The 21,350-nt window shown below is 69.6% G+C and carries 21 protein-coding genes and 7 pseudogenes; 20 read left to right on the plus strand and 8 right to left on the minus strand.

The window, feature by feature from the left end; all coding sequences use genetic code 11:
• Positions 1 to 62 precede the first annotated feature (62 nt).
• The gene (locus RLT59_RS01780) at positions 63 to 695 is read right to left on the minus strand and encodes a TetR/AcrR family transcriptional regulator (protein ID WP_311301706.1); all 633 of its coding nucleotides are present in this window, start codon (positions 693 to 695) and stop codon (positions 63 to 65) included.
• Positions 696 to 768: 73 nt separating this feature from the next.
• Here RLT59_RS01780 and RLT59_RS01785 point away from each other — a divergent pair, with 73 nt between their 5' ends.
• From RLT59_RS01785 to RLT59_RS01815, 7 genes and pseudogenes are all read left to right on the plus strand, one after another.
• Complete coding sequence (locus RLT59_RS01785; RefSeq protein WP_311301707.1) at positions 769 to 2,304, plus strand: class I adenylate-forming enzyme family protein; 1,536 nt, start codon at positions 769 to 771, stop codon at positions 2,302 to 2,304.
• A 36-nt stretch (positions 2,305 to 2,340) separates the two neighbouring features.
• Entirely contained in the window at positions 2,341 to 2,943 is a 603-nt protein-coding gene (locus RLT59_RS01790; RefSeq protein WP_311301708.1) for a TetR/AcrR family transcriptional regulator, read from the plus strand.
• A gap of 191 nt (positions 2,944 to 3,134) precedes the next feature.
• Entirely contained in the window at positions 3,135 to 4,070 is a 936-nt protein-coding gene (locus RLT59_RS01795; protein ID WP_311301709.1) for a TauD/TfdA dioxygenase family protein, read from the plus strand.
• A 317-nt stretch (positions 4,071 to 4,387) separates the two neighbouring features.
• Positions 4,388 to 5,005, plus strand: a pseudogene (locus RLT59_RS01800) (MFS transporter); the annotation flags it as partial.
• 151 nt (positions 5,006 to 5,156) lie between these two features.
• Entirely contained in the window at positions 5,157 to 5,567 is a 411-nt protein-coding gene (locus RLT59_RS01805; protein ID WP_311301710.1) for an MFS transporter, read from the plus strand.
• Between the two features lie 48 nt (positions 5,568 to 5,615).
• Positions 5,616 to 6,170: a hypothetical protein gene (locus tag RLT59_RS01810; RefSeq protein WP_311301711.1), complete on the plus strand. Its 555-nt coding sequence runs from the start codon at positions 5,616 to 5,618 to the stop codon at positions 6,168 to 6,170.
• A gap of 36 nt (positions 6,171 to 6,206) precedes the next feature.
• On the plus strand, positions 6,207 to 7,397 hold the full coding sequence (locus RLT59_RS01815; RefSeq protein ID WP_311301712.1) for an aldehyde dehydrogenase family protein: 1,191 nt from the start codon (positions 6,207 to 6,209) through the stop codon (positions 7,395 to 7,397).
• A 36-nt stretch (positions 7,398 to 7,433) separates the two neighbouring features.
• On the opposite strand, the gene RLT59_RS01820 is transcribed toward RLT59_RS01815, so the two are convergent.
• A complete protein-coding gene (locus tag RLT59_RS01820; RefSeq protein ID WP_311301713.1) occupies positions 7,434 to 9,305 on the minus strand; it encodes a transketolase in 1,872 nt (623 codons plus the stop codon).
• A gap of 366 nt (positions 9,306 to 9,671) precedes the next feature.
• Here RLT59_RS01820 and RLT59_RS01825 point away from each other — a divergent pair, with 366 nt between their 5' ends.
• The 7 genes and pseudogenes from RLT59_RS01825 to RLT59_RS01855 all read left to right on the plus strand — a co-directional run bounded on the left by RLT59_RS01825 (position 9,672) and on the right by RLT59_RS01855 (position 13,879).
• Positions 9,672 to 9,917, plus strand: coding sequence for a hypothetical protein (locus RLT59_RS01825; RefSeq protein WP_311301714.1), 246 nt, complete (start codon positions 9,672 to 9,674; stop codon positions 9,915 to 9,917).
• Between the two features lie 236 nt (positions 9,918 to 10,153).
• Complete coding sequence (locus RLT59_RS01830; RefSeq protein ID WP_311301715.1) at positions 10,154 to 10,336, plus strand: hypothetical protein; 183 nt, start codon at positions 10,154 to 10,156, stop codon at positions 10,334 to 10,336.
• Positions 10,333 to 10,794, plus strand: a complete 462-nt coding sequence (locus RLT59_RS01835) for an MrpF/PhaF family protein (protein WP_311301716.1) — start codon at positions 10,333 to 10,335, stop codon at positions 10,792 to 10,794. Before RLT59_RS01830 ends, RLT59_RS01835 begins: the two co-directional genes overlap by 4 nt.
• Positions 10,787 to 11,047 carry a Na(+)/H(+) antiporter subunit B gene (locus tag RLT59_RS01840; protein ID WP_311307583.1) on the plus strand — a complete coding sequence of 87 codons (261 nt, stop codon included), beginning with the start codon at positions 10,787 to 10,789 and terminating at the stop codon, positions 11,045 to 11,047. Before RLT59_RS01835 ends, RLT59_RS01840 begins: the two co-directional genes overlap by 8 nt.
• The gene (locus tag RLT59_RS01845; protein WP_311301717.1) at positions 11,044 to 11,784 is read left to right on the plus strand and encodes an MnhB domain-containing protein; all 741 of its coding nucleotides are present in this window, start codon (positions 11,044 to 11,046) and stop codon (positions 11,782 to 11,784) included. Before RLT59_RS01840 ends, RLT59_RS01845 begins: the two co-directional genes overlap by 4 nt.
• A gap of 22 nt (positions 11,785 to 11,806) precedes the next feature.
• A complete protein-coding gene (locus tag RLT59_RS01850; RefSeq protein ID WP_311301718.1) occupies positions 11,807 to 12,154 on the plus strand; it encodes a sodium:proton antiporter in 348 nt (115 codons plus the stop codon).
• Positions 12,151 to 13,879: pseudogene (locus RLT59_RS01855) on the plus strand (complex I subunit 5 family protein). The gene RLT59_RS01850 and the pseudogene RLT59_RS01855 overlap by 4 nt, the downstream one beginning before the upstream one ends.
• 81 nt (positions 13,880 to 13,960) lie before the next feature.
• Here the strand turns inward: RLT59_RS01855 and RLT59_RS01860 are convergent.
• Positions 13,961 to 14,110, minus strand: a complete 150-nt coding sequence (locus RLT59_RS01860) for a hypothetical protein (protein ID WP_311301719.1) — start codon at positions 14,108 to 14,110, stop codon at positions 13,961 to 13,963.
• Between the two features lie 168 nt (positions 14,111 to 14,278).
• Positions 14,279 to 14,503 (minus strand): hypothetical protein, encoded by a 225-nt coding sequence (locus RLT59_RS01865; protein WP_311301720.1) that lies wholly within the window; start codon positions 14,501 to 14,503, stop codon positions 14,279 to 14,281.
• Positions 14,504 to 14,742: 239 nt separating this feature from the next.
• Here RLT59_RS01865 and RLT59_RS01870 point away from each other — a divergent pair.
• Positions 14,743 to 14,950, plus strand: a pseudogene (locus RLT59_RS01870) (IS5/IS1182 family transposase); the annotation flags it as partial.
• Positions 14,951 to 14,965: 15 nt separating this feature from the next.
• On the opposite strand, the gene RLT59_RS01875 reads toward RLT59_RS01870, so the two are convergent.
• Together RLT59_RS01875 and RLT59_RS01880 are read right to left on the minus strand one after the other, a co-directional pair.
• A complete protein-coding gene (locus tag RLT59_RS01875) occupies positions 14,966 to 15,316 on the minus strand; it encodes a hypothetical protein (RefSeq protein ID WP_311301721.1) in 351 nt (116 codons plus the stop codon).
• A 114-nt stretch (positions 15,317 to 15,430) separates the two neighbouring features.
• Positions 15,431 to 16,196: pseudogene (locus RLT59_RS01880) on the minus strand (transposase).
• A gap of 35 nt (positions 16,197 to 16,231) precedes the next feature.
• On the opposite strand from RLT59_RS01880, the pseudogene RLT59_RS01885 reads away from it, so the two are divergent.
• The 4 genes and pseudogenes from RLT59_RS01885 to RLT59_RS01900 form a co-directional block, all read left to right on the plus strand.
• Positions 16,232 to 16,707: pseudogene (locus tag RLT59_RS01885) on the plus strand (hypothetical protein).
• A gap of 1,741 nt (positions 16,708 to 18,448) precedes the next feature.
• On the plus strand, positions 18,449 to 18,955 hold the full coding sequence (locus tag RLT59_RS01890) for an ATP-binding protein (protein ID WP_311301722.1): 507 nt from the start codon (positions 18,449 to 18,451) through the stop codon (positions 18,953 to 18,955).
• 42 nt (positions 18,956 to 18,997) lie between these two features.
• Positions 18,998 to 19,266 (plus strand): annotated as a pseudogene (locus tag RLT59_RS01895) (hypothetical protein).
• Positions 19,267 to 19,272: 6 nt separating this feature from the next.
• Positions 19,273 to 19,434 (plus strand): annotated as a pseudogene (locus tag RLT59_RS01900) (transposase family protein); the annotation flags it as partial.
• A gap of 43 nt (positions 19,435 to 19,477) precedes the next feature.
• On the opposite strand, the gene RLT59_RS01905 reads toward RLT59_RS01900, so the two are convergent.
• Positions 19,478 to 20,407 (minus strand): LysR family transcriptional regulator, encoded by a 930-nt coding sequence (locus RLT59_RS01905; RefSeq protein ID WP_311301723.1) that lies wholly within the window; start codon positions 20,405 to 20,407, stop codon positions 19,478 to 19,480.
• A 114-nt stretch (positions 20,408 to 20,521) separates the two neighbouring features.
• Here RLT59_RS01905 and RLT59_RS01910 point away from each other — a divergent pair, with 114 nt between their 5' ends.
• The gene (locus tag RLT59_RS01910) at positions 20,522 to 21,049 is read left to right on the plus strand and encodes a DapH/DapD/GlmU-related protein (protein WP_311307584.1); all 528 of its coding nucleotides are present in this window, start codon (positions 20,522 to 20,524) and stop codon (positions 21,047 to 21,049) included.
• A gap of 42 nt (positions 21,050 to 21,091) precedes the next feature.
• Here RLT59_RS01910 and RLT59_RS01915 read toward each other — a convergent pair whose 3' ends face one another.
• Positions 21,092 to 21,271, minus strand: a complete 180-nt coding sequence (locus tag RLT59_RS01915; protein WP_024490199.1) for a DUF6480 family protein — start codon at positions 21,269 to 21,271, stop codon at positions 21,092 to 21,094.
• Positions 21,272 to 21,350: the final 79 nt, after the last annotated feature.

Here is a 21,350-nt window from a genome sequence, read left to right on the forward strand (position 1 = left end):
GGGTTTCCTCCGAGTGGGATGGACGGGACGCGGACGGGAGGCAGAGGTTCGCGCGGGTCCGGTCAGGGCTGCGGGGAGCCGGGCAGGGAGCCGGCAGTGGCGCCCGCGCAGCGCAGCGCCATGGCGACGAGTTCGGCGAGGAGCGCCTCCGCGGCCTTCTCCTCGCGGGTGCCGAGCGGGTCGACGAGCACTTCACCGATCGCGCCGGTGAGCGCGGCCGCGGTGATCTCGCCGTTCTGGGCGGGCAGCAGGCCGGACTCGATGCCCTCGTGCACGACCTGGGCGAACAGGGCTCGGTAACGGCGGCGGAATTCGAGCCGTTCGGCGCCGACCGCCGGTTCGGCCGGGGCGGCGAGCAGCGCGTAGGCCAGCCCCCGGTTCTCCAGGGCGCGGCGGGCGAAGACCTCGACGCCGCGTCCGATCCGCCCGACGGTGTCTCCCGGCCCCTGGAGCACCTCGCCCAGCACCTCGACCTCGCGCCCGGCGGCGCGCCGGAACACCTCGACGGCGAGGGCGGTCTTGGACGCGAAGTGCTGGTAGACGGAACCGGCGGCGATGCCCGCCGAGTCGGCCACGGCGGTGACGGACGCCTGTGACCAGCCCACTTCCGTGATCACCGAGGTGGCACAGGCGATCAGGTGCTCTCTGGCGGCTTCGAGCCGACTGATTTCGGCTGGGGTCTTGCGGTAGGCCATAAAAGAAGTGAACCATCATTCAGAGTTTCCCGCCATGGTCGGTTGTCCCGGCCCGGCCCGCAAGGAGAACGTCATGCACCTCAGTACCCTGCTGGACAGCGCGGTCCGCTCGGCCGGCGACAGCGAAGCGGTCGTCTACCGTGAGCGGCGCTGGACCTACCGCGAGTTCGCCGACGCGGCGCGGCGCGCCGCGACCGTGCTGCGGGAGGCCGGGCTGCGGCCGGGAGACCGGCTGGCGGTGATGACGTACAACACCCCCGCCTTCCTGTTCGCGGCGTTCGGGGCCTGGTACGCGGGCGCCACGCTGGTGCCGGTGAACCACAAGCTGCGGACCGCGGAGGTGGAGCGGCAGCTGCGGCACTGCGGGGCCCGGCTCGGGGTCGTCGACGCGGAGATCGGGGCGCGGGCGACCTCTGCGGACACCGGCACGACCTGGCTGGTCAGCCACCCCGACGCCGGGGACGGCGAGCTGCCCGTCGACTCGTTCGAGGCGCGGGTGGCCCGCGCCGAGCCGTGGTCCGCGGAGCCGGGGCCGGACAGCGACGTCGCGCAGATCCTTTACACCTCAGGCACCTCGGGGAACCCCAAGGGCTGCGTCCACACCCACCGGGGCATCGCCCTGACGGCGACGTACACCGCCGTCGCCATCCCGCTTCGGCGGGACGAGCGGTTCCTGATCTGCATGCCGATCTGGCACGCGTCACCGCTGAACAACTGGGCGTTGGGCGCCCTGCTGCTGGGCGCGACGGTGGTGCTCCAGCGCGAGTACGAGCCACGCGGCATGCTGGAGACCATCCAGCGGGAGCGGATCACCGCCCTGTTCGGGGCGCCGGTCGCCCTCATCGCCCCGGTGCGTGCGGTCGAGGACTTCGCCGCGTTCGACCTGACCTCCGTGCGGGCCTGGATCTACGGCGCCGGCCCACTGGACGCCGACACCGCGCGCCGGCTGATGAAGGCGTACGGCTCCGAGCGTTTCCACCAGGTCTACGGGATGAGCGAGACGGGCCCCGTGGGGGCTTCGCTCTCACCGGCCGAGCAGGTGGCGAAGGCGGGTTCGATCGGGCGCGGCGGGATGCCCGGCGTGGATCTCCGGCTCGTCCGGTCGGACGGCACGGACGCCGAGGCCGGGGAGACCGGGGAGATCTGGCTGCGCTCCGACACCCGGATGACCGGCTATCTCGACGACGAACAGGCCACCGCCGAGGTGTTCGCGGGCGACTGGTACCGCAGCGGCGACCTGGGCAGGGCCGACGAGGACGGATTCGTGACGGTCGTGGACCGGATGAAGGACGTGATCATCACCGGCGGGGAGAACGTCGCGTCCCAGGAGGTGGAGGGCGTCCTGCGCGGCCACCCGGACGTCCTCGACGTCGCCGTCCTGGGGCGTCCGCACCCGCAGTGGGGCGAGACAGTGGTGGCCGTGGTCGTACCGCGCGCGGGCGCCGAGGTCGACCTGGAAGGGCTGCGCGGCTGGCTGGAGCCCAGGATCGCGCGCTACAAGCTGCCCCGCGAGCTCGTCCTGCGGGCGGAGCTGCCCCGTACACCGTCCGGAAAGATCACCAAGCACGTCCTGCGCGCCGAACTCACCGGGGCCGCCGCGCACCCCTGAGAACGGGGCCGTGCGGGGTCCGCGTAGGGTCACGGCATGGCCGATGAACAGGCACGGACCGCCCGCCGGGGCCCGGGGCGGCCCCGGGAGGAACGCGTCACCCGGGCGGTGCTGGACGCCGTCGTCGAGCTGGTGACGGAGAACGGCATGAGCGCCCTGACGATGGACGCGGTCGCGGCCAGGGCCGGGGTGAGCAAGCCGGCCATGTACCGGCGCTGGGCCACCAAGCAGGATCTCGTCATCGCCGCCGCGGAGTCCCGGATCGGCCCCCTGGACGTTCCGGACACGGGCGATTTCCGGGCCGAGCTGCGTGCCGTGCTGACGGCGCGCATGGAGGCGTACCGGCAGCCGGGCATCAACCGCCTGCTGGCCGGGGTGATCGGCGCCGCCTCCGAGTCGGGGGCCGGACGCGACGCATACCGCGACTACACGGCCCGGGTGATGAGCGAGACCCGTCATCTGCTGGAGCGTGGCGTGGCGCGCGGTGACGTGCGGGCCGATGTCGACGTGCCGGCCGCCGCGACGCTCGTGGCGGCATCCCTGGTCTTCCGGATGGTCGGCGAACAGCGGCTTCCCGACGAGGAGTTGGTGGACTCCGTGGTGGACCTGATCGCCCGCGCGGTCGCCGCCCGGCCGTAGCGTCCCCTTTCCCGGCTCCCCCCGCCGGCCCGCGAGACAGCGGGTCACGGGGGCCGTCGGCATGCCCGGACGGCGCCCGCGACGGCCTGTCGGAGCTTCCGTAAATCAATCCCTCACACCCCTTGCCCCGCCAGATCTAGATATCGATACTGCTGGTTACGTAATTAGCTTCGCTGCCGGGAGAAACCCTCATGCAGAGCGCGACGACCAACCCTGTCGACCACCCCAAGCCGGTCCTGGACAAGCCCCTCATGCACTACGGGAGCCGGGTCCTGGAACGGCTCGCCCCGGGCGCGGAGCCGTCCGCGTACCAGCACGTGGAGATCAGCCCGCTCACCCCGCACTTCGGCGCGGTGCTCGGCGGCGTCGATCTGACCGGTCCCATCCCGGACGAACTCGCCGGGGAGCTGCGGCAGGCGCTGCTGGAGTGGACGGTGATCTTCTTCCGGAAGCAGACCGCATTCACCGCGGACCACCAGCTCGCCCTGTCCTCGGTCTGGGGACCGCCGGAGCCCAACCCGTTCTTCCCCAGGACCGGCACCGCGGGCGTCTCCCGGCTCGCCAAGGACGCCAAGGCCGCCGGGGACAAGAACATCTGGCACAGCGACCATTCGTTCATGACCAACCCGGCGCTCGGCTCGGTCCTGCGCGCCGTGGAGGTGCCGGCCGCGGGCGGCGACACCATGTGGGCGGACATGGCGGCCGCCTACGACAACCTGCCCGAGGAGCTGAGGCAGCGGATCGAGGACCTCACTGCGGTCCACGACTGGGCACCCAGCTGGGGCGCGCTCATGAACGACGAGCAGAAGGCCGAGTTCCGCAAGCTGTGGCCGCGGGTCGAGCACCCCGTCGTGGTACGCCACCCGCGCAGCGGCCGCCGCACCCTGTACGTCAACGAGCCGTTCACCACCCGCATCAAGGGCCTGTCCGACACGGAGAGCCGCGAGCTGCTGGACATCCTGGTGCTTCAGGCCCGCATCCCCGAGTACCAGGTCCGCTTCCGCTGGGAGGCCGGCTCCATCGCCATCTGGGACAACATCGCCACCCAGCACTACGCGATCAACGACTACTTCCCGCAGCGACGGGTCATGGAGCGCATCGCCGTCGCCGGCGTACCGCTGTCCTGAACCGGACCTGACCCGACCGTCCTGACCGGACCCGACCGTCCTGACCGGACCCGAACGGGCCCGAACGGACCTGAACGGTTCGGCCCGCACCGCCCGCCGATCGCGGTGCGGGCCGCACCCCGCGACCTCAACGGCCGCTCCCCCGCGACCTCGAAGGCCGCGCCCCGCACCCCGCAGGACGCCACCCCCGCCTCCCAGGAGTCTCCATGACCGCGGCACCGACCGCGCCGCCCCAGCCCCACGCTGAGGCCGCGGGACCCACCACCAGCAGCAACGTCCGTGCCTGGACGGTGACCGCGCTGCTCGTGGTCTTCATGATGGTCAACTTCGCGGACAAGTCCGTCCTCGGCCTGGCCTCCGACGAGATCCGTGCGGACCTGCATCTGAACGCCACTCAGTTCGGGCTCGTCAACGGCGCGTTCTTCCTGCTCTTCTCGGTCGCCGCGGTCGTCGTCGGCCTCGCCGCCGACCGGGTGTCGCCCAAGCTGCTGCTGGTGCTCATGGCGCTGCTGTGGTCCGTGGCGCAGGTGCCCGCCGCGATCGGCGGCGGGCTCGCCGTCCTGATCGGCTCCCGCGTCTTCCTCCGAGCGGCGGAGGGACCGGCCTTCCCGGTGGCGCAGCAGGCCACCCTCGCGTGGTTCCCCAACCACCGGCGCAATCTGCCCGGCGCGCTGATCACCCTCGGCGTCACGCTCGGCGTGATCGTCTCCGCGCCCGGCCTGTCCTGGGTGATCCAGCACCATGGCTGGCGGACGGCGCTGTGGGTCCTGGCAGGCGTGGGGCTGGTGTGGGCGGCCGTCTGGGCGGTCTTCGGCGCCGACGGCCGGCACCACGTCGGCACGACCGACGCGGACACCCGCGCCGAGGGGGCGGCGGCGCGGGCCTCGTACCGCCGGATCCTCACCAGCCGCACCTGGATCGGCGCCACGGTCGCCTACTTCACCAGCTACTGGACCGTCGCCCTGATGCTGGTCTGGATGCCGTCCTACCTGCGCAACGGCCGACGAGGCGGGCACCGTCGTCATCGCGCCCTGAACCATCGGCACGGTCGTCCTGCTCGCCCAGGCCTGGATCACCGGGTGGCTGATGCGCCGGGGCACCGGCAGCCGGCATGCCCGCGGCTGGGTGGGCGGTGCCCTGCTCGCGCTCGGCGCCGTCTGCTGTCTGGCCCTACCGCTCGTGGACGGCTCCACCGCCAAGACGGTGCTGGTCGCCCTCGGCTTCGGTCTGGGCGGCTCGTACGCCGCCGTGGCCGCGACCAGCGTCGCAGAGCTCTCCCCGCCGTCCAGGAGCGGTGGGACCCTGGACGTCATGAACGCGGTGGTGACCGCCGCCGGTCTCGCCGCGCCCGCCGTCGTCGGCGCCCTGGTCGACGCCCGGGGATCCGACGGGTACCAGAGCACGGTCGTCCTCTCCGGCCTGCTGCTGGCCGTCGGGGCAGCGGCGTCCTTCTGGCTCGTCGACCCGGCCCGGGACATCGCCCGGCTGTCCGCCTGACCCCGCCCAACCACAGCCCACCCGCAGCTCACCCTCAAGGAGCCCCCCATGAGCGCCGCACCCGTACTCGACGCCGCCTCGCTCGACCGTGCCGTCGCCGAGCCGCGCGACCACGCCGCGAGCTGGACCGCCACACCACCGGCGGAACGCGTCCGGCTGCTGGAGCGGATGCTCCCGCGCATCACCGAAGCGGCCCCCGCCATGGTCGCCGGAGCGGCCCGCGCCAAGGGGTACGAGCCCACGTCCCAGTGGGCCGCGGAGGACTGGGTGACCGCCCCCTGGGCCCTGGCGCAGATGGTGAGCGCGTATCTGCACGTACTGCGCAGGGTCGCCGCGGGAGACGGTCCGCTCGACGCCGGGGCCGTCCGTGAGCGCGACGGCCGCGTGGTCGTCGACGTCTTCCCCGCCACCGCCTCCGACCGGCTGCTGCTCAACGGGTTCACCGCCCAGGTGTGGACGCTGCCCGGAACGACCCGCGCGGACGTACTGGCCGACGCGGCGGGCGAGTACCGGGGCCGGCAGGGGCGCCCGGGGGTCGCCCTGGGGCTCGGTGCCGGGAACGTCCCCGCCATCACCCCGCTGGACATCCTGCACAAGCTGTAGGCGGAGGGCCACGTCGTCCTGGCCAAGATGAACCCCGTGAACAACTATCTCCGCCCCCAGTTCGAGGAGGTCTTCGGCGAATTCGTCGAACGGGGCTGGGTCCGCTTCGCGGACGGCGGCGCGGAGGAGGACGCCCACCTCACCGCGCGCCCGGACATCGACACCATCCACGTCACCGGCAGCGAGCGCACCCACGACGCCATCGTCTGGGGCACGGACGACCGGGCGGGGCTGCGGCGCAGCGAGGACACCCCCCTCAACGACAAGCCGTTCACCAGCGAGCTCGGCGGGGTCAGCCCCTGCATCGTGACGCCGGGACCGTGGAGCGCGGCGGACTTCCGCTTCCAGGCCGAACACATCGTCACCAGCAAGATGAACAACTCCGGCCACAACTGTGTCGCCAGCCAGATTCTCGTGGTGCCCCGGGAGTGGGACGGCACCGAGCGGCTGCTCACCGAGATCCACGGGGTGCTGCGCGAACCGCCGCCCCGCGGCGACTACTACCCGGGCGCCGCGGAGCGGCTGGAGGCCGTCGTGCGGGCCCACCCGGACGCGGAGACGCTGGGTGACGCGGCGTGCCGCATCCTGGTCCCGGACATCACGGACCCGGACGACCCGATGTTCGACGTGGAGGTGTTCGCCAGCGCGCTCGGGGTGGTGCGGCTCCCGGGTAGCGGCGCGGCCGAATTCCTGCGCGCGGCGACCGAGTTCGCCAACGACAGGCTGCCGGGCACCCTAGGCGCCACCCTGCTGGTCCACCCCAGGACGGAACGCGCCCACCGCGCGGCGGTCGACGAGGCCATCGCCGCCCTGCGGTACGGCACGCTCGGCATCAACTGCTGGTCGGCGTTCGGCTTTCTCCTCGGCTACACGCCGTGGGGCGCGTTCCCGGGCCACACCCGTCAGGAGATCGGCAGCGGAATCGGGTTCGTGCACAACGCGTTCATGCTGGAGCACGTCGAGCGGACGGTCCTGCGCGCCCCCTTCGCCCCCGCGCCGCGCGGCCTGTTCACCGGTTCGCCATCACTTTCGCCCCGTCCCCCGTACTACGTCACCAACCGGACCGGCCGCACGACGACGGAGCGGCTCACGGCCTACACCGCTGATCCCAGGCCGTCGCGGCTGCCCGGCATTCGGAACGTGAGCAAGCTCCTCGATCGCGTGACGTTCCTCCTGAACCGCGCCGGCGGGACCGCGCTCGAAGCCTCGGCTGCTTCGTGGCCCTGAGCGAGTCATGGCGGAGGAAGGCTCCCTGACCGTATGTCAGCGGCGCTTGACCAGGCCGCGGGCCGAGTCGGCGATGTGGGAGCGGGAGATCCCGGCCGCGTCGAGGAGCTCGTCCGTGGTGCCCGAACCCGGCAGGCCGGTGACGGCGAGGTGGGCGAAGCGCGGGTTGCTGCCGGACGTCGCGAGAGCCGAGAGGACCGCTTCTCCGAGGCCTCCTTCGGGATGGTGGTCCTCGACCACGACCAGGGCTCCCGTCTCCGAGGCCGCGCGGACCAGGGTGCCCGCGTCGACGGGCTTGACCGAGTACAGGTCGATCACGCGGGCCGCGATGCCGTCGGCGGCGAGTTCATCGGCGGCGGCCAGGCACTCGTGCAGGGTCACACCGGCGCCGATCAGCGTGACCTGGTCGTCGTCACCCCCGCGCAGGGTTTTGGAGCCTCCCGGCCGGAAGGTCTCGTCCCCGTCGTAGAGGACCGGGTAGGCCCCGCGCGTGGTGCGCAGGTACGAGATGCCGTCGATATCGGCCATGGCGGCCGTCAGCGCAGCGGCCGAGGTCGCGTCGGACGGATAGAGGACGGTGGATCCGAGGACGGCACGCATCATCGCGAGGTCCTCGACACCCATCTGGGAGGGACCGTCGGCCCCGATCTCCACTCCGCTGTGGGTCCCGCACAGGGCCATCGTGATCTCGGAGACGGCGGCCATCCGGATGAAGTCATGAGCCCGGGTGAGGAAGGCGGCGAAGGTGGTGGCGTAGGGGCGGTAGCCGCGCACGGCCATGCCGACGGCGGTGGCGATCATCTGCTGCTCGGCGATGTAGGTCTGGAAGTACCGCTCCGGATGAGCCTTCTGGAAGTCCTCGGCGTGCGTCGAATTGCCGACCTCCGCGTCCAGGGCGACCACGTCGGGGCGGGCCCCGAGGGCAGCCAGTGCCTTGCCGAAGGCGACCCGGGTGGCGACCTTGTCCCCCACGTCATACCGGGGCAGCTCCACCGGGCCCGCTGCCGGGGCCGGGGCGGGGGTGGCCTCCGGCGGCCGGGGGCCGCGCACCCTGAGATCTCGGATGCCGCCCAGTTCCGCCACTGCCCGCTCGGCCAGGTCTTCTGGCAGCGGTTTGCCGTGCCAGCCTTCCTGGTCGGCGACCTCACTGACGCCCTGGCCCTTCACGGTCCTGGCGACGATGACGGTGGGCGCCTGCCCGTCGGCAGCGGTGGTGAGGGCCCGGTCGACCGCTTCGAGGTCGTGGCCGTCGACCACGATGGCCCGGCAGCCGAATGCCTCGGCCCGCCGCGCGTAGGCAGCCGTATCCCACTGCAGCTCGGTCGGTCCGCTCTGGCCGAGCCTGTTCACGTCGACGATCGCGGTGAAGTTGGCCAGCTGGTGCCGGCCCGCCTTGTCGAGCGCCTCCCAGACGGAACCCTCGCTCATCTCGCTGTCCCCGCAGAGCACCCACACCCGGTACGGCTGCTTCTCCAGGTCCCGGCCGGCCAGCGCGATGCCGACCCCGTACGCGATGCCCTGGCCGAGAGACCCGGTGGCCAGGTCCACCCAGGGCAGCACCGGAGTGGGGTGGCCCTGGAGGCGGTGACCGAACCGGCGGTACGTGGTCATCAGCTCCTCGTCACCGATGACTCCGACGGCCTTGAACATGGCGTAGAGGAGCGGTGACGCGTGCCCCTTGGAGAAGATCAGGTGGTCACCGGCGGGATTGTCCGGTGCCGACCAGTCGTAGTGCAGGTGGCGGGCGAGCAGGACGGCCATCAGATCGGCCGCCGAGAGGCTGGAGGTGGGGTGCCCGGAACCCGCGGAGGTGCTGGACCTCACGGAGTCCACGCGCAGTTGCTGGGCGAGCTCGAAGATCTGGTGCAGGTCGCTGCTGGAATCGAGCGTGGTCGGTCGGGTGGACATGGCCGGGCCTTTCGTACGGGTGCGGAGGGAGAGACGGTGCGACGGAAGACGGTGCGACGCAAGACGAGTTCCCTGATCCGGGCGATCCATCACATCTCCGGTCCGCTTGACCTCGTTCGGCCGTGGGCTGTGGGGTGGAGGCAGCGGTGGAGGCCGCACGACGGTGATGCGCACGTTGCCGGACCGTCCGCGCGCTGCCGGTATCACCCCAATGCACGATGCTCCCTCCTCCTCCCGGTTCCCGGGCGGCTCCAGGGCCACCGCGTATTCCGGCGTTCGAGGACACCGCCGGGCCCGTCCGGTCGGGCTCCTGACCGCTACGGTGGCCAGGGGCTGACCCGACACGCCCGAGGAGCGCGAGACCGGATGAGACGAGGCACGGAACCCGCGAACGCCCGCAGCGCGCTGCGCCTCAGGAGAATTCTCGCGACGGCGGCTCTGCTGCTCCTCGTCGTCGCCGCGGTGCTGCTCGCCCTCGGGGCGGCTGCCGCCGGTCCTGGCGACACACCGACCCGCACGGAACTGGCCGTTCTCGCCGGGGTGTGCGCCCTCCTCGCCGCGACCGCCGGCATCGACCCGCTGGTGCTCCGGCGGAGGCTGAGACGCCAGTGAGGTCATGCCGGCCCGTCTCGCCCTGAGCCGCCAGCAGCCCCGAGCCACTTCCCGTCCGCACCAGCCGTCCGTGCGCCCCACAGGGCCAGACAGGTCCTTTAGTCACCGGACTGCGGCGTGGTCATGGTCTTCACTCCACCGGTCCCCCACCATGCTGGTTTCCGGTCGGCATACCGCGTGGCCAGCGGCGCGCGGGATGACGCGACCCGCGTCGGCGAGGACAAGGAGGCACGCGCATGAGCCGTAAAGGGGCGGCCGCCCTCGCCGCGGAACTTCTCCTCTGGCAGGTACTGCTCTCCGCGCTGTGGCTCGTGCTCATCAGCTCCGTCGACACACTGGAGCTGCTCACCGGGTCGCTCTGTGCCCTGCTCGGAGCTGTGGCGGCGGTGGCAGCGCGCCGGGCGGCGAGCCGCAGGTGAACGCGTGGCTCGTCACCGCGGCCGCTGTTCTCGCCGCAGGTCTCGGTCCGGTCGTGTGGGGTGTGTCGACCGGACCGCTCAAGCGCAGGTCCGTGGCCCAGAACGCGGCCACGACCGTGGTCTGTCTGGTGATCCTTCTCCTCGCCCAGGGGTATCAGCGCCCGTCCTATACAGACCTCGCCGTGGTTCTCTCCGTTCTGGGGCCGGTCGGCACGCTCGTGTACGCCCGGCTGCTCATGGACGACCTGTGTGAGGATCCGCCGCGGACGCGTCTCCCGACAATCCTGCTGGCGTCCGCCACTGTGCCCGTCGTCATGGCGCTGTGCGTGGCCGCCGGGCCGGGGCGGGCGGCGCTCAAGATCGTCCTGACCGGTGTACTTCTCGTCGCCGGCAACGTGGTCGCGTCACGGGCGCTGTCCCGTGGCTGCCCGAAACCGGAGAAGGCGCACCATCTCTGATGTGCTCGTCGTGATCTCGCTGGTCCTCGTCGCCGCCTCCGCGACCGCGGCGGTGGCGGTGCGTGATCCCGCCCGCCAGGCCTTGGTCCTCGCGGTCCTCGGCATGACGCTCGCCGTTCTCTTCACGGTCCTGCAGGCGCCGGACGTCGCCCTGTCCCAGTTGGCGGTGGGCTCGGCCCTCACTCCGCTGCTGATCCTTCTCTCGGTACGGAAGGTGCGGCGCCGCGGGCAGCGCGGGGACGGCGGACGATGAGCCGAAGGCTGCGGACATGGGTCCTCGGGGTGAGCTGCCTGGGCTTCGCCGTGCTGTTCGGGGCTGCCTGCCTGCGGCTGCCGGCCTTCGGCGGAACCAGCCATCCGTACGGAGAGCGGGCCGTCGGTGCCGCGCTGGCCCACCGCACGTCCAACGTCGTCTCCTCGGTCAACTACGACCAGCGCGCCTTCGACACACTGATCGAGGAGAGCATCCTGTTCGCCGCGGTGCTCGGGACAATCGTCCTGCTGCGGCAGGCCCGTGACGAGCGGCAGGTACGGCCGGAGGCAGCGCGTGTCGACCATCCCGTACGCAGGTACGCGCTGGTCCTGCTGCCCGTCACGCTGCTCGTCGGCCTCTACGTGGTGGCCCACGGCCAGCTCAGTCCGGGCGGCGGGTTCCAGGGCGGCGTGGTGGTGGCGACCGCGCTGCACCTGCTCTACCTCGGCGCGGACTACCGCGCCCTGGAGCGTATCCGCCCGATCGGCCTGTACGAGGTCGGGGACGCGATGGGCGAGGCCGCGTACCTGGTGGTCGGGGTGGCGGGACTCGTCGCCGGCTCCGCGTTCATCGCCAACAACCTTATCCCGTACGGCACGTTCAACACCCTCGCGTCCGGAGGCCTCGTACCGCTGCTGAACGTGGCCGTCGGCATGGAAGTGGCGTGCGCGGTGGTGGTGCTGCTCGCCCGGTTCCTCGACCAGGCGGTGGAGATCGAGAAGGCGGACGGCGCATGAACGAGGGCGGGACGAAACCGTGATGACAGTGCTTCCCTACCTGGTCGCCGACTGGATCTTCCTGAGCGGTTGCTACGGACTCGCCACCAGCCGCCATCTCGTCCACGCGGTGGGCTGCCTCGCGGTGTGCCAGTCGTCGACCTATGTACTGCTGCTGGCTGTCAAATACCGGGACGGTGGGACCGCGCCCGTGTTCTCCGATCTGAAGCCGGGGTCCAGGCCGGTGGTCGATCCGGTCGTGCAGGCGCTCGCCCTCACCGACGTGGTGGTGGGCGCGACCGTGACCGCGCTGCTGCTCGCCCTGGTCGTGCAGGTCGCCAAGAGGCACGGGACCGTCAACCCCGACGAACTGTCCGAGCTGCGCGGATGAGCCGGCTCCTCCCCCTGGTCGTCGTTCTGCCGCTGTTCGGCGCCGTGTTCCTGGTGGCGGCGGGACGCCGGCTGCCGCGGGTGGCCGCCGAGTCGACCGGCTGCGCGGTCGCGGCGGCCACGGCCGCACTGGCACTGGTACTGCTCGGCCAGGCCTCGACCGGCTCCGTCACATGGGTGGGCGGACAGCAGCCCCGGCACGGCGGGGGTGTGGGCATCGTCCTGCTCCATGACGTGCCCGGCCTCGGGAGCGCCGCACTGGTATCCGTTCTCGTCCTCGCCGTACTCGTCTACTCCTGGCACTACTTCGACGAGCCACCTCGCCGGTTCCTTTCCCGCTCTGGTCCTGCTCTTCCAGGCGGGCATGTGCGGCTTCGCGCTCACCGGGGACCTCTTCAACGCCTTCGTCTTCTTCGAGTTGATGAGTGTGGTGGCGTACGCCCTGACCGACTACCGCGTCGAAGAGGCCAGGGCGGTGCAGGGCGCCCTCACCTTCGGAGTCGTCAACTCGCTCGGCGCGTACGCCACGTTGACCGGCATCATCCTGCTGTACGCCCGCACCGGCGAACTCGGCATGAGACAGATCGGGGAGCGCCTCGACGCACTCGGCGGGCCCGACGCCCTGACCCTCTGCGCGTTCGTTCTGGTACTGACAGGGCTTCTGGTCAAAGCGGCCGCCGTACCCTTTCACTTCTGGCTGCCCGACGCGCACGCGGTCGCCCCGACACCGGTCTGCATACTGCTGTCCGGCGTCATGGTCGAGCTCGGCGTGTACGGCGTCCGGCGGGTGCACAACACGGTGTTCGCCGGCCCCGGCGGGATCCCCGCGGCAAGTGCCGAGCACGCGCTGGTCGCCCTCGGTGTCCTGACCGCGTTCGTCGGCGCCGTCATGTGCTGGCAACAACGCCATGTGAAGCGTCTCCTCGCGTATTCGACCATCGCGCACACCGGCCTCTTCCTCATGGGTGCCGGCCTGCCGCGGCCCGGAGCGACTGCGGGAATCGCCGTCTACGTCGTCGGTCATGCCGGGGTGAAGGCGTCCCTCTTCGCCTGCACGGGCATCCTGCTCGACCGTTACGGCAGCGTCGACGAACACGAACTGCGGGGCAGCGCGACCGAGCTGAAAGGGGTGGCGGCCCTCTTCGTCGTCGGCGCGCTCGCCCTCGCGGGACTGCCTCCTTTCGCCACAGGCCTCGGCAAGTCGGTGACCGAGGAGGCGGCGGGCGGACTTTTCACCCTCGTGTTCGTCACAGTGTCGGCCCTCACGGCAGGTGCCGTTCTGCGCGTGGCCGCGAGGGTGTTCCTCGGCCTCGGCCGACTCCCCGAGACCGATCCGGCGGACGTGACGAAGGGTGAGCGGGAGGAACCGGAGACCAGGGGCAGGCTCGGCCCCGTCCCGGCGACCATGGCCGCGGTGCCCGCTGTCCTGCTGGCCGGTGCGCTCGCGGCCGGACTCGATCCCGGCCTCGCGGCGTCGGTGGGCGACGTGTTCGGCGCCCACGGGACCCCGCACTGGACTACGACCGGTCTGATCCTCGGAGCGGCTTCGACGACCCTTGCCATCGGCTTCGGCGCGACGGGCCTGTACGCTCCGCCCCGCCGTGCACGCTACGACTGGACGGGCCCGCTCCGCCGGGCGCACTCGGGGCACATCGGGGACTACGTCACCTGGCTCCTGGCCGGCACGGTCCTGCTGGGGGCTGTAGTCCTGCCCGGAATCCTGTGAGACCGTACGGAGACGCCGTACCGGACCGCGCTCCGGCAGCAGACAGTAGGCAGCCGATTGCCAGGCCGGGCCGGACGAGCGTCAGGAGTCCAGCCATCGCTTGACGAGCCAGGCGACCATCCCGGGGTCGCGATGGTCGAAGAACAGCGAGGCACCGGTGTCGAGCGGGGCGATCTGTGTCATCTGCTCGTCGGTGAGCCGGAAGCCGAAGACATCGATGTCCTCCGCCATGTGCTCGGCCGGACGGACTCGGGACTCGCGACCACATCGCGCCGAGTGAGCCAGCGCCCCCATGGACGGAGGTGCCGGCGGTCGGCGGCCTGTCCCGGCCGCGAAGGGGCCCTTCGTGGCCGGCGCGCTACCGCACCAGCGCACCGCGTGACGGCCGGTCCGGCGACATCAGGGGGCCGTGTATTCGTGGGCGGGGGCGCCCTGCCACTCCACGAGGGACGCACTGTCGAGGGCCCGCTCGGGACTGGCCATTCCGGCGTCTGCGAGGAACACGATGACGTCGTGGTCGCTGTGGGCGAGCCCGAGCCGTTCTTCACGGCCGGCGATATACACGGTGACGAGCCTCGCACCGGAGGGTGCCGGCCGGTGGATCACGATCGGAGGCGTAGCCATGACTCCAGCGTGACCCGGAGCGCCGCCGCCCGCATCCGCTCCGGACGCGGGCGCCCCCGCACGGCATGCGGATCGGAGCACAGGGCGGTGCCCCCGGCTGCCCCTGGCCCCGGCCGTGGGCAGACGCGACCGGCGGCGGGCGCGCACGTACTCGGGTGCCGTCACGAGGCGTTTCGAGGCGGCCAGGAGATGGTTGCACCCTGTGCGTGCGGTGACGGGTACGCCCCTGGCGAGAGAGGCAGCGGGCCAACCGCAAGCGCCGAGGCAGCCAAGGCGGGCGACCCACAAGGCTTCGACAAGACGATCTACAAGCGCGGGACCGAAGTCGAGCGGACGATCAGCGCCCTGAAAAACTTCCGGGCTGTGACCACGAGGTTCGACAAGCGCGTCTACGCCTTCCGCGGCACCGTTACCGTTACCGCGACCCGGCTGTGGCTCAGGACGTGATCAGCCGCCCGCGACTCAGAGCCACCGCTGTGCCGCCTCGACACTGTCCCCGCCACCGGTGTTGAACGCAATCGCGGCCTGGGGCGCATGGCTCCGGATGAGGCTCACGACCTGTTCGAAGAGCGGAAGCAGTGGTTCGGTCTTGCGGATCCCGCCGCCGACGACCACGACATCCCACGGCTGCTCGGTCAACGATGCGACGAGGGTGGACTCGGCCGATTCGTCGAACACGATCAGAGTCATGGCCGCGTCGATGCCGTGCTCACCGAACCGGGCCAGCTCCGCATCGAGCGCCGCACGAAGAGCCTCTCCATCGACGCCAGGTATCGCTTGCGGGTCGTAACCAACTACAAGTGCAGAAGACATGCAGCCAACCCACCGAGCCCCGCACGAACATGATCCGCCGGACAGGGCTTAAGGGCTGTCCCGTAAATGATCCTTGAGTCGCCGGGCCGGGCCGGTGGCGATGGGTCCGCTTGTCTATCCGGCGAAGGCGAGGTTGTGCATGCGGGCGATGCCGAGCATGGCGTGGTGGACTCCGTCGCCTTTGAGGCGGCAGTCGCGGAGGATCTTCCAGGTCTTCATGCGGGCGAAGACGTGCTCGACGCGGGCACGGACCTGCTTGTGAGACTTGTTGTGTTCCGTTTCCAGTCGGGCAGGTCTTTGCCCTTGCGTCGGCGGTGGGGCATGACGAGCCCGGTGCCGGGGTAACCGCCGTCGGCGATCGTGAGGGTCTTGCCGACGGCGGCCTCGGCGCCGGATTCCTCCCACGCCTCGCAGTCGTTGCGGTTTCCGGGCAGCGGCCGGCCCACCACGACGACCAGGCGGGTGTCGGCGTCGACGACAACCTGGTGGTTGGTGGAGTACCGGTAGTCCTTGGACTGCTCGGCCACGGAGTGGTCGTGGGTGGGGACCAGGGCGCCGTCCACGATGAGCACGGTGCCGTTGGTGAACCGCTTGCGGGGCTGGGGAGCAAGCATCGGCCCGAGGTGGTCGATGATCCGGTCCGCCGCCGATTTGGACACCCCGAACAACGGAGCGGGCCGGCGCATGGTCAGGTTCGTGCGCCATTACGCGGCGACCAGCAGGGCCCGGTCCTCCAAAGGCAGGCCCCACGGCCGTCCCTTGCGGACCGCGTCTGCACCCTCGCGCCGCAGAACTGTCACCAGCTTCCGAACTGCCGCAGGCTCAGCCCGGTGAACGCGGCTATCCAGGACGGCTCGGACGCCGTGATCACACCAGCCACAGCCAGATCGTCCCAAAGATCGACGGCATGGCACGATGACCGGCATGTCAGGTCAGGCCTGGGTGTCACTCATATCGCTGGGCGGCGTTGTCCTCGGCGGTTCGTTGTCCTACCTCGTCCAGCAGAGAACTCAACTCTCGGCGGAACGCGCTGAACAGCAACGGCAGCAGCTCGCCTTGTCGGAGGCCCGGCGCGGGGAACGGCTGGCGCTGCTGGAGCGGTTCGTCGAGGTGGGGGCCGAGGCCGAACGTTCCGCCTTTAGCCGGCCTTCCGAGTGGGAGGACACGGACGCCTGGTTCCTCACGACCCGGGACGTCATGGACAGGCTGTGGGTTGCGGAGCGGCTCATCCGCATCCAGTTCCCTCTGCCGGTGCACGACGCGGCCCGCGCGTACTTCCTCGACCTCAACCGGACGGTATGGGAAGGCTTGCCCGGCGGTGAAAGCGTCGGGACTATTTGGAGGACAACCGGCTGGCGTTTCTGGACGCGGCTCGCGCGGTCATGGGGTAGCGCACCGCCGTCCCCCGGAGACCTTTTACGGGACAGCCCTTAGGCACGACAACCCTCTGGAGAATATGTCGCTGGATCACGAAAGAGCATGGTTTCCCAGCAGAGGTGTTTGATGACTGGCATGAGACCAGTCGCCGGGGCTCTCATTTCGGCTGCGCGGTAGGCGTCCGACGCGTAGGGTCTTCCTGTGACATTCCTTAACTGGTTGCAGTTCGGTGCGGCATGCACCGCGGTGGCGCTCGGATGCTTCATTCTTACCAAGTTTCTCAACTTCATATTGTCAATGGGGCATCAGGTGCCGGCAAGATCCGATGGTCGATCATACGACTCCGATCGATGTCGGCCGGCCAGGCATGAACACCTAATTTCTGACCTACGGCTTAGTTGTCGATATTTTGGCGTTCGCTTTTCCATCCCGAGCAAGAGATTAAATTCAATGGCCCTCGATGGATTCCGGCAACAGCAGAGACTCCCTCTTGCGGGATCCCTGACTGCCTTCGTGTTGCCCATCGCTGCTTTTGCTGGGTCGACTCAAGCCGCAGCACCCTTCGTGCGACAAGCACACGAAGCGGATTTCCACAAATTGGGTGACAGAGGGCCCTTCTATCTCTCGATCGCTCTCTACGTCTTTTCGATCATGTGGTGGCCCCTTGAGCTTAAGCGCGTGAGAGCACGGATGGCGTCGGCGGGACACCGCAGGGCCTTCTACGAAGGTTGTAGATGCGTATTCATGTGTCTCGCCGTCAGCGAGCAAAAATGTTCCATCATTTCGGCTGATCGAAGGATTCATCACATCGCCAGGGCATTGATTCGCTTCAGCGAGAGTGAAGAAAGGAGGGGTGGTGGAACCTCCAGACAGAATCAACTATTTGAGCATGCCGTTCGGGTGAAAATGGCGCTGGATGAGTGTGCGGGGCAAGTCCTCAAAGAGGGCCAGAGCGCGATGCCTGCTTTGGTGGCGATGCTCATGAAGGTTCTGGAGCGCCTCTCAACTGGTCGATTGCTCGGATTGTTGGACGAGAATGAGCTCCCTGCGTACAGTCCACCGTCTGCGGAGGAGCTTGAGAATGAGGCGAGCAAAAGTGATCGCCGAATTGTTTTGTGGGGGGGCTACAGCCGCTGCTATTGCGGCCGACGTAATGATCTCACTCGGTGTTCCTACGGGAGCCGTCGCGCCTGCTGCCCTGATTTTTCTGATGGGTCCTGCGGTACTGTGGGGAAGCAAAAAGATCGGCAACCCCAAGGAACTGATGGACTCCATACGCCAAGGAGTTGCACGGCCTCAGGAGCCACAGGGTGCGGGGGGAAACGGGGCTTCGTCGGCCCCCGACGAGAGCGTGCCCCCAGCAAGAACGCCCGCTCCTTGAACTGCAGCTGCTTCGATCAGAACAGAGCGAGCCTGATTGAAATGGCAGAGACGCAGAGACGTGGCGCCTCCCAAACGGGGAAGCGCCACCATTTTTAGGCAGTGCTGTGGCCGCATAGAGCTCGTAACACGATCCTGGCGAAGCCCTTCGGACAGGCCCGGGTGTCTACTCTCGCTGGCGCCCTGTTCGTCTCTGGGTGATACGGCCCGTGCGGGATCCGCTGCGCCATCCCCGACAAGACCGGTCAAGCACGCGACCGTCGGAAGCTCGTTTCCCGCGGCGGCCGACCGCTGTATTTCGACCCCGGCCGACTACCGCGAACGCCATGATGCATGCAGGCTGCAGACTTGGCCCCAGGTAGCAGGAGAGACAGTATGCCAAGGCTCTACATCGTCACAGGCGCTCCCGGAGCCGGAAAATCCTCCCTCCTGCCGCACCTGGCGGCGTACCCGTTCGGCACGGTCGACTTCGACGAACTACTGGAGCACGACGGCAGTTTGCTCGACATCAACATCACCTCGCCTGCGGCAAATTCCATGTGGCCTGCCTACAACAGGCTCTGGGTGAAGATCGCGGTCATGATGCTCCGGGCCGGCGGAGACGTATTGATACTTTGTCCTCTGACACCGGCCGAATGGGCGAGCGCGTCTGCAGAGATCTCCAATCCGCCGCCAGCTTCCTGGGCACACCTCGACTGCGCTGACGAGGACCGCCGCACCCGCCTTGCGGCCCGCGGGTGGATGCCCGACCAGATCGAGGAAGCGCTCAAGGACGCAGAAGAGCTCCGGTCAGCAGTGAGCCGGGAGTTCACCACTACAGGCCGCAGCCCCACCGAGACCGCTACGGCCCTGGGCCTCTGGGTGTGCGGCGACACGGAATAAGACATCGTGTCATTTGGCGTCGATCGGTAGGCTCTGGCCGAGATGAGTATGGACGACAAGACCGAGACCGCCTGCCGGATCTGCGGGTACGACGTGGCGAAGCGGTGTTCGACGAGTACGGCGTACCGCAGTACGTCATCTGCCCCTGCTGCTACAACGAATCCGGCATCGGCGATGACAACGTGTCGCAGGTCCGCGAGCTGCGTGGATACTGGGTCGCCAGCGGCGCCCAGTGGCACGACCCAAAGTTCCGTTCAGCTGACTGGGACCTGCTGACACAGCTCGCCAACATTCCACCCGATTGGCGCTGACCTGGAGTGCGGCGCGAGGGTGCGGACGCGGTCCGCAAGGGACGGCCGTGGGGCCTGCCGTTGGAGGACCGGGCACTGCTGGTCGCCGCGTACGGACGCACGAACCTGCCCATGCGCCAGGTCGCCCCACCGTTCGGGGTGTCCAAGTCGGCGGCGGACCGGATCATCGGCTCGTCGTGCCTACCGCCGGCGCAAGGACGAAGGCCTGCGGTCAGCGGTCCGCCCAGTCCGGTGCCCACGCGGCGTCCGGCGTGGGCAGCCCTGAGGTGCGCAGATGGTTGCGTAGCGCGGTCAGTACGGGGTGCCGGTCTCCGGTGCGGGACAGCAGCACGTGTGTGTACACCGGGGTCGGTTCGCGCAGCGGGATGCGCCGCAGGTCGTGGGTCTGGGGCCACACGTACCGGTCCCCGCTGCCGACGAGGGTAGCCAGCGCGTCCGAGTCGGCCAACGCGTCCATCAGGGCCTCGTCCCCGAAGTTGGGGCCGAGTGCGTCGATGCTCAGACCGAAGGCCTCGGACAGGGCCTGATAGAACGCCGCCCACTCCGTGCCGGGCCTGATCCCGGGGATCCAGATGCGGTGGCCGGCCAGGTCCGCGGGCCGGGCCCACGGTACGTCCGCCAACGGGTGGCTGGGTCCGACGAGGAGCTCCAGGGGCGCGTCCAGGAGTCGTTCGGCGCTGATCCCGGCCGGGACCTGGCCTGTCGGCAGGGCACGGAAGGACGCGTCGACAGTCCCGTCGAGCACCGCGCGGACGGCCTGGGCGGCGTTCTCCTTGCTCAGCGTGACGGCGTCGAGGTCCATCTCGGGGTGGGCGCGGTAGAACCGGTAGACGGCCTGGGCCGGAGCGATGCGCCGGTTGAGGACGTCGATGCGCAAGGGCCGGCTGCCGGGGCGCACGGACTGCTCGGCCTGCTCGACGGTGGCCAGGACCTTCTTGGCGTGCGGCAGGAAGACCTGCCCGTCCAGGCTCGTCCGGGAGCCGCGGGAGGTGCGCACCAGGAGCGTGACCCCAAGGTGCTTCTCCAGGGCCGCGATCCGCTTGGAGACCGCCTGCTGGCTGATCCCGAGCTCGTCCGCCGCTGCCTGGAACTGGCCGGTCTCAGCGACGGTCACGAACGTCCGCACCGCTTCAACATCCACACCGCCACTCTACTTTCACAACGATTGGTTGTCGCCGGTCGAGTGCGAGGTTGTTTGATCGCGGGTTCTTCGGAGTGGTGGGATCGGCGCATGTCCACTCGCACCGATCAGATCATGTATGTCAGGACGCCCGATTTCGCGCGTCATATGAAACGAGTCGTGGAGGTGACCGATGCGACGTCCCGGCTGAACGTGCTGCCGTTCAGTGACGGTGTAGGTCGCGCTGAACTACTTTCTGTTGTGTTCGGTGGTCCGCTCCCGGAGTCGGTGACGATCTACCCGCCCTTCTTCACCGAGTGCGGGCTGAACACGACGTTCGGGGAGAACGTCTTCGTCAACCAGGGATGCACGTTCATGGACAGGGGCGGGATTCGGATCGGCAACGGTGTCATGATCGCCCCGAAGGTCGATCTCATCACCGGAGGGCACCCTCTGCCCCTCGCCGAGCGCCGCGAGTACCTCTCCCTCGCCCCGATCGTCATCGAAGACGACGTCTGGATCGGTGCGGGAGCAACGATCACGCAGGGAGTGACCATCGGTGCCGGCGCGGTGGTCGCTGCCGGCGCGGTGGTCACTCGTGACGTTCCCGCACGCACCCTGGTCGCGGGAGTCCCCGCCCGGGAGATCAAGACGATCGACTGAGCCCGGCCCGGCATCGCGAGTGGGGGCGCGGAGCTGGCCGGATCACAGGGCGAATATGCGGGCGATGAAGAAGGCGGCGATGAGAACCGCGCCGAAGACGATGAGTCCCAGCCAGATCTTCGGGTGCTCCCACACGCCTCCGTCCGGGCGCTCTTCATGGGCTTCGGCGATGCATCCCTCGACGGGAGGGGTCTCACCGGGAGGTACAAGGTGCTCGGCCATGGTTCAAGCGTGGTGCCATACACCCGTCTGCGCATCTCCAGACCGCCCGGGACGGCAGCGGAACAGCAGCGGAACGGCG

It is taken from the genome of Streptomyces sp. ITFR-6 (assembly GCF_031844725.1).
GTDB lineage: Bacteria > Actinomycetota > Actinomycetes > Streptomycetales > Streptomycetaceae > Streptomyces.

Bases quoted from the DNA above. Each gene is read 5' to 3' on its own strand.
- RLT59_RS01780 (WP_311301706.1), bottom strand. From the start codon at position 695: ATGGCCTACCGCAAGACCCCAGCCGAAATCAGTCGGCTCGAAGCCGCC.
- RLT59_RS01785 (WP_311301707.1), top strand. From the start codon at position 769: ATGCACCTCAGTACCCTGCTGGACAGCGCGGTCCGCTCGGCCGGCGAC.
- RLT59_RS01790 (WP_311301708.1), top strand. From the start codon at position 2,341: ATGGCCGATGAACAGGCACGGACCGCCCGCCGGGGCCCGGGGCGGCCC.
- RLT59_RS01795 (WP_311301709.1), top strand. From the start codon at position 3,135: ATGCAGAGCGCGACGACCAACCCTGTCGACCACCCCAAGCCGGTCCTG.
- RLT59_RS01805 (WP_311301710.1), top strand. From the start codon at position 5,157: ATGCGCCGGGGCACCGGCAGCCGGCATGCCCGCGGCTGGGTGGGCGGT.
- RLT59_RS01810 (WP_311301711.1), top strand. From the start codon at position 5,616: ATGAGCGCCGCACCCGTACTCGACGCCGCCTCGCTCGACCGTGCCGTC.
- RLT59_RS01820 (WP_311301713.1), bottom strand. From the start codon at position 9,305: ATGTCCACCCGACCGACCACGCTCGATTCCAGCAGCGACCTGCACCAG.
- RLT59_RS01825 (WP_311301714.1), top strand. From the start codon at position 9,672: ATGAGACGAGGCACGGAACCCGCGAACGCCCGCAGCGCGCTGCGCCTC.
- RLT59_RS01830 (WP_311301715.1), top strand. From the start codon at position 10,154: ATGAGCCGTAAAGGGGCGGCCGCCCTCGCCGCGGAACTTCTCCTCTGG.
- RLT59_RS01845 (WP_311301717.1), top strand. From the start codon at position 11,044: ATGAGCCGAAGGCTGCGGACATGGGTCCTCGGGGTGAGCTGCCTGGGC.
- RLT59_RS01850 (WP_311301718.1), top strand. From the start codon at position 11,807: ATGACAGTGCTTCCCTACCTGGTCGCCGACTGGATCTTCCTGAGCGGT.
- RLT59_RS01860 (WP_311301719.1), bottom strand. From the start codon at position 14,110: ATGGCGGAGGACATCGATGTCTTCGGCTTCCGGCTCACCGACGAGCAG.
- RLT59_RS01865 (WP_311301720.1), bottom strand. From the start codon at position 14,503: ATGGCTACGCCTCCGATCGTGATCCACCGGCCGGCACCCTCCGGTGCG.
- RLT59_RS01875 (WP_311301721.1), bottom strand. From the start codon at position 15,316: ATGTCTTCTGCACTTGTAGTTGGTTACGACCCGCAAGCGATACCTGGC.
- RLT59_RS01890 (WP_311301722.1), top strand. From the start codon at position 18,449: ATGCCAAGGCTCTACATCGTCACAGGCGCTCCCGGAGCCGGAAAATCC.
- RLT59_RS01910 (WP_311307584.1), top strand. From the start codon at position 20,522: ATGTATGTCAGGACGCCCGATTTCGCGCGTCATATGAAACGAGTCGTG.
- RLT59_RS01915 (WP_024490199.1), bottom strand. From the start codon at position 21,271: ATGGCCGAGCACCTTGTACCTCCCGGTGAGACCCCTCCCGTCGAGGGA.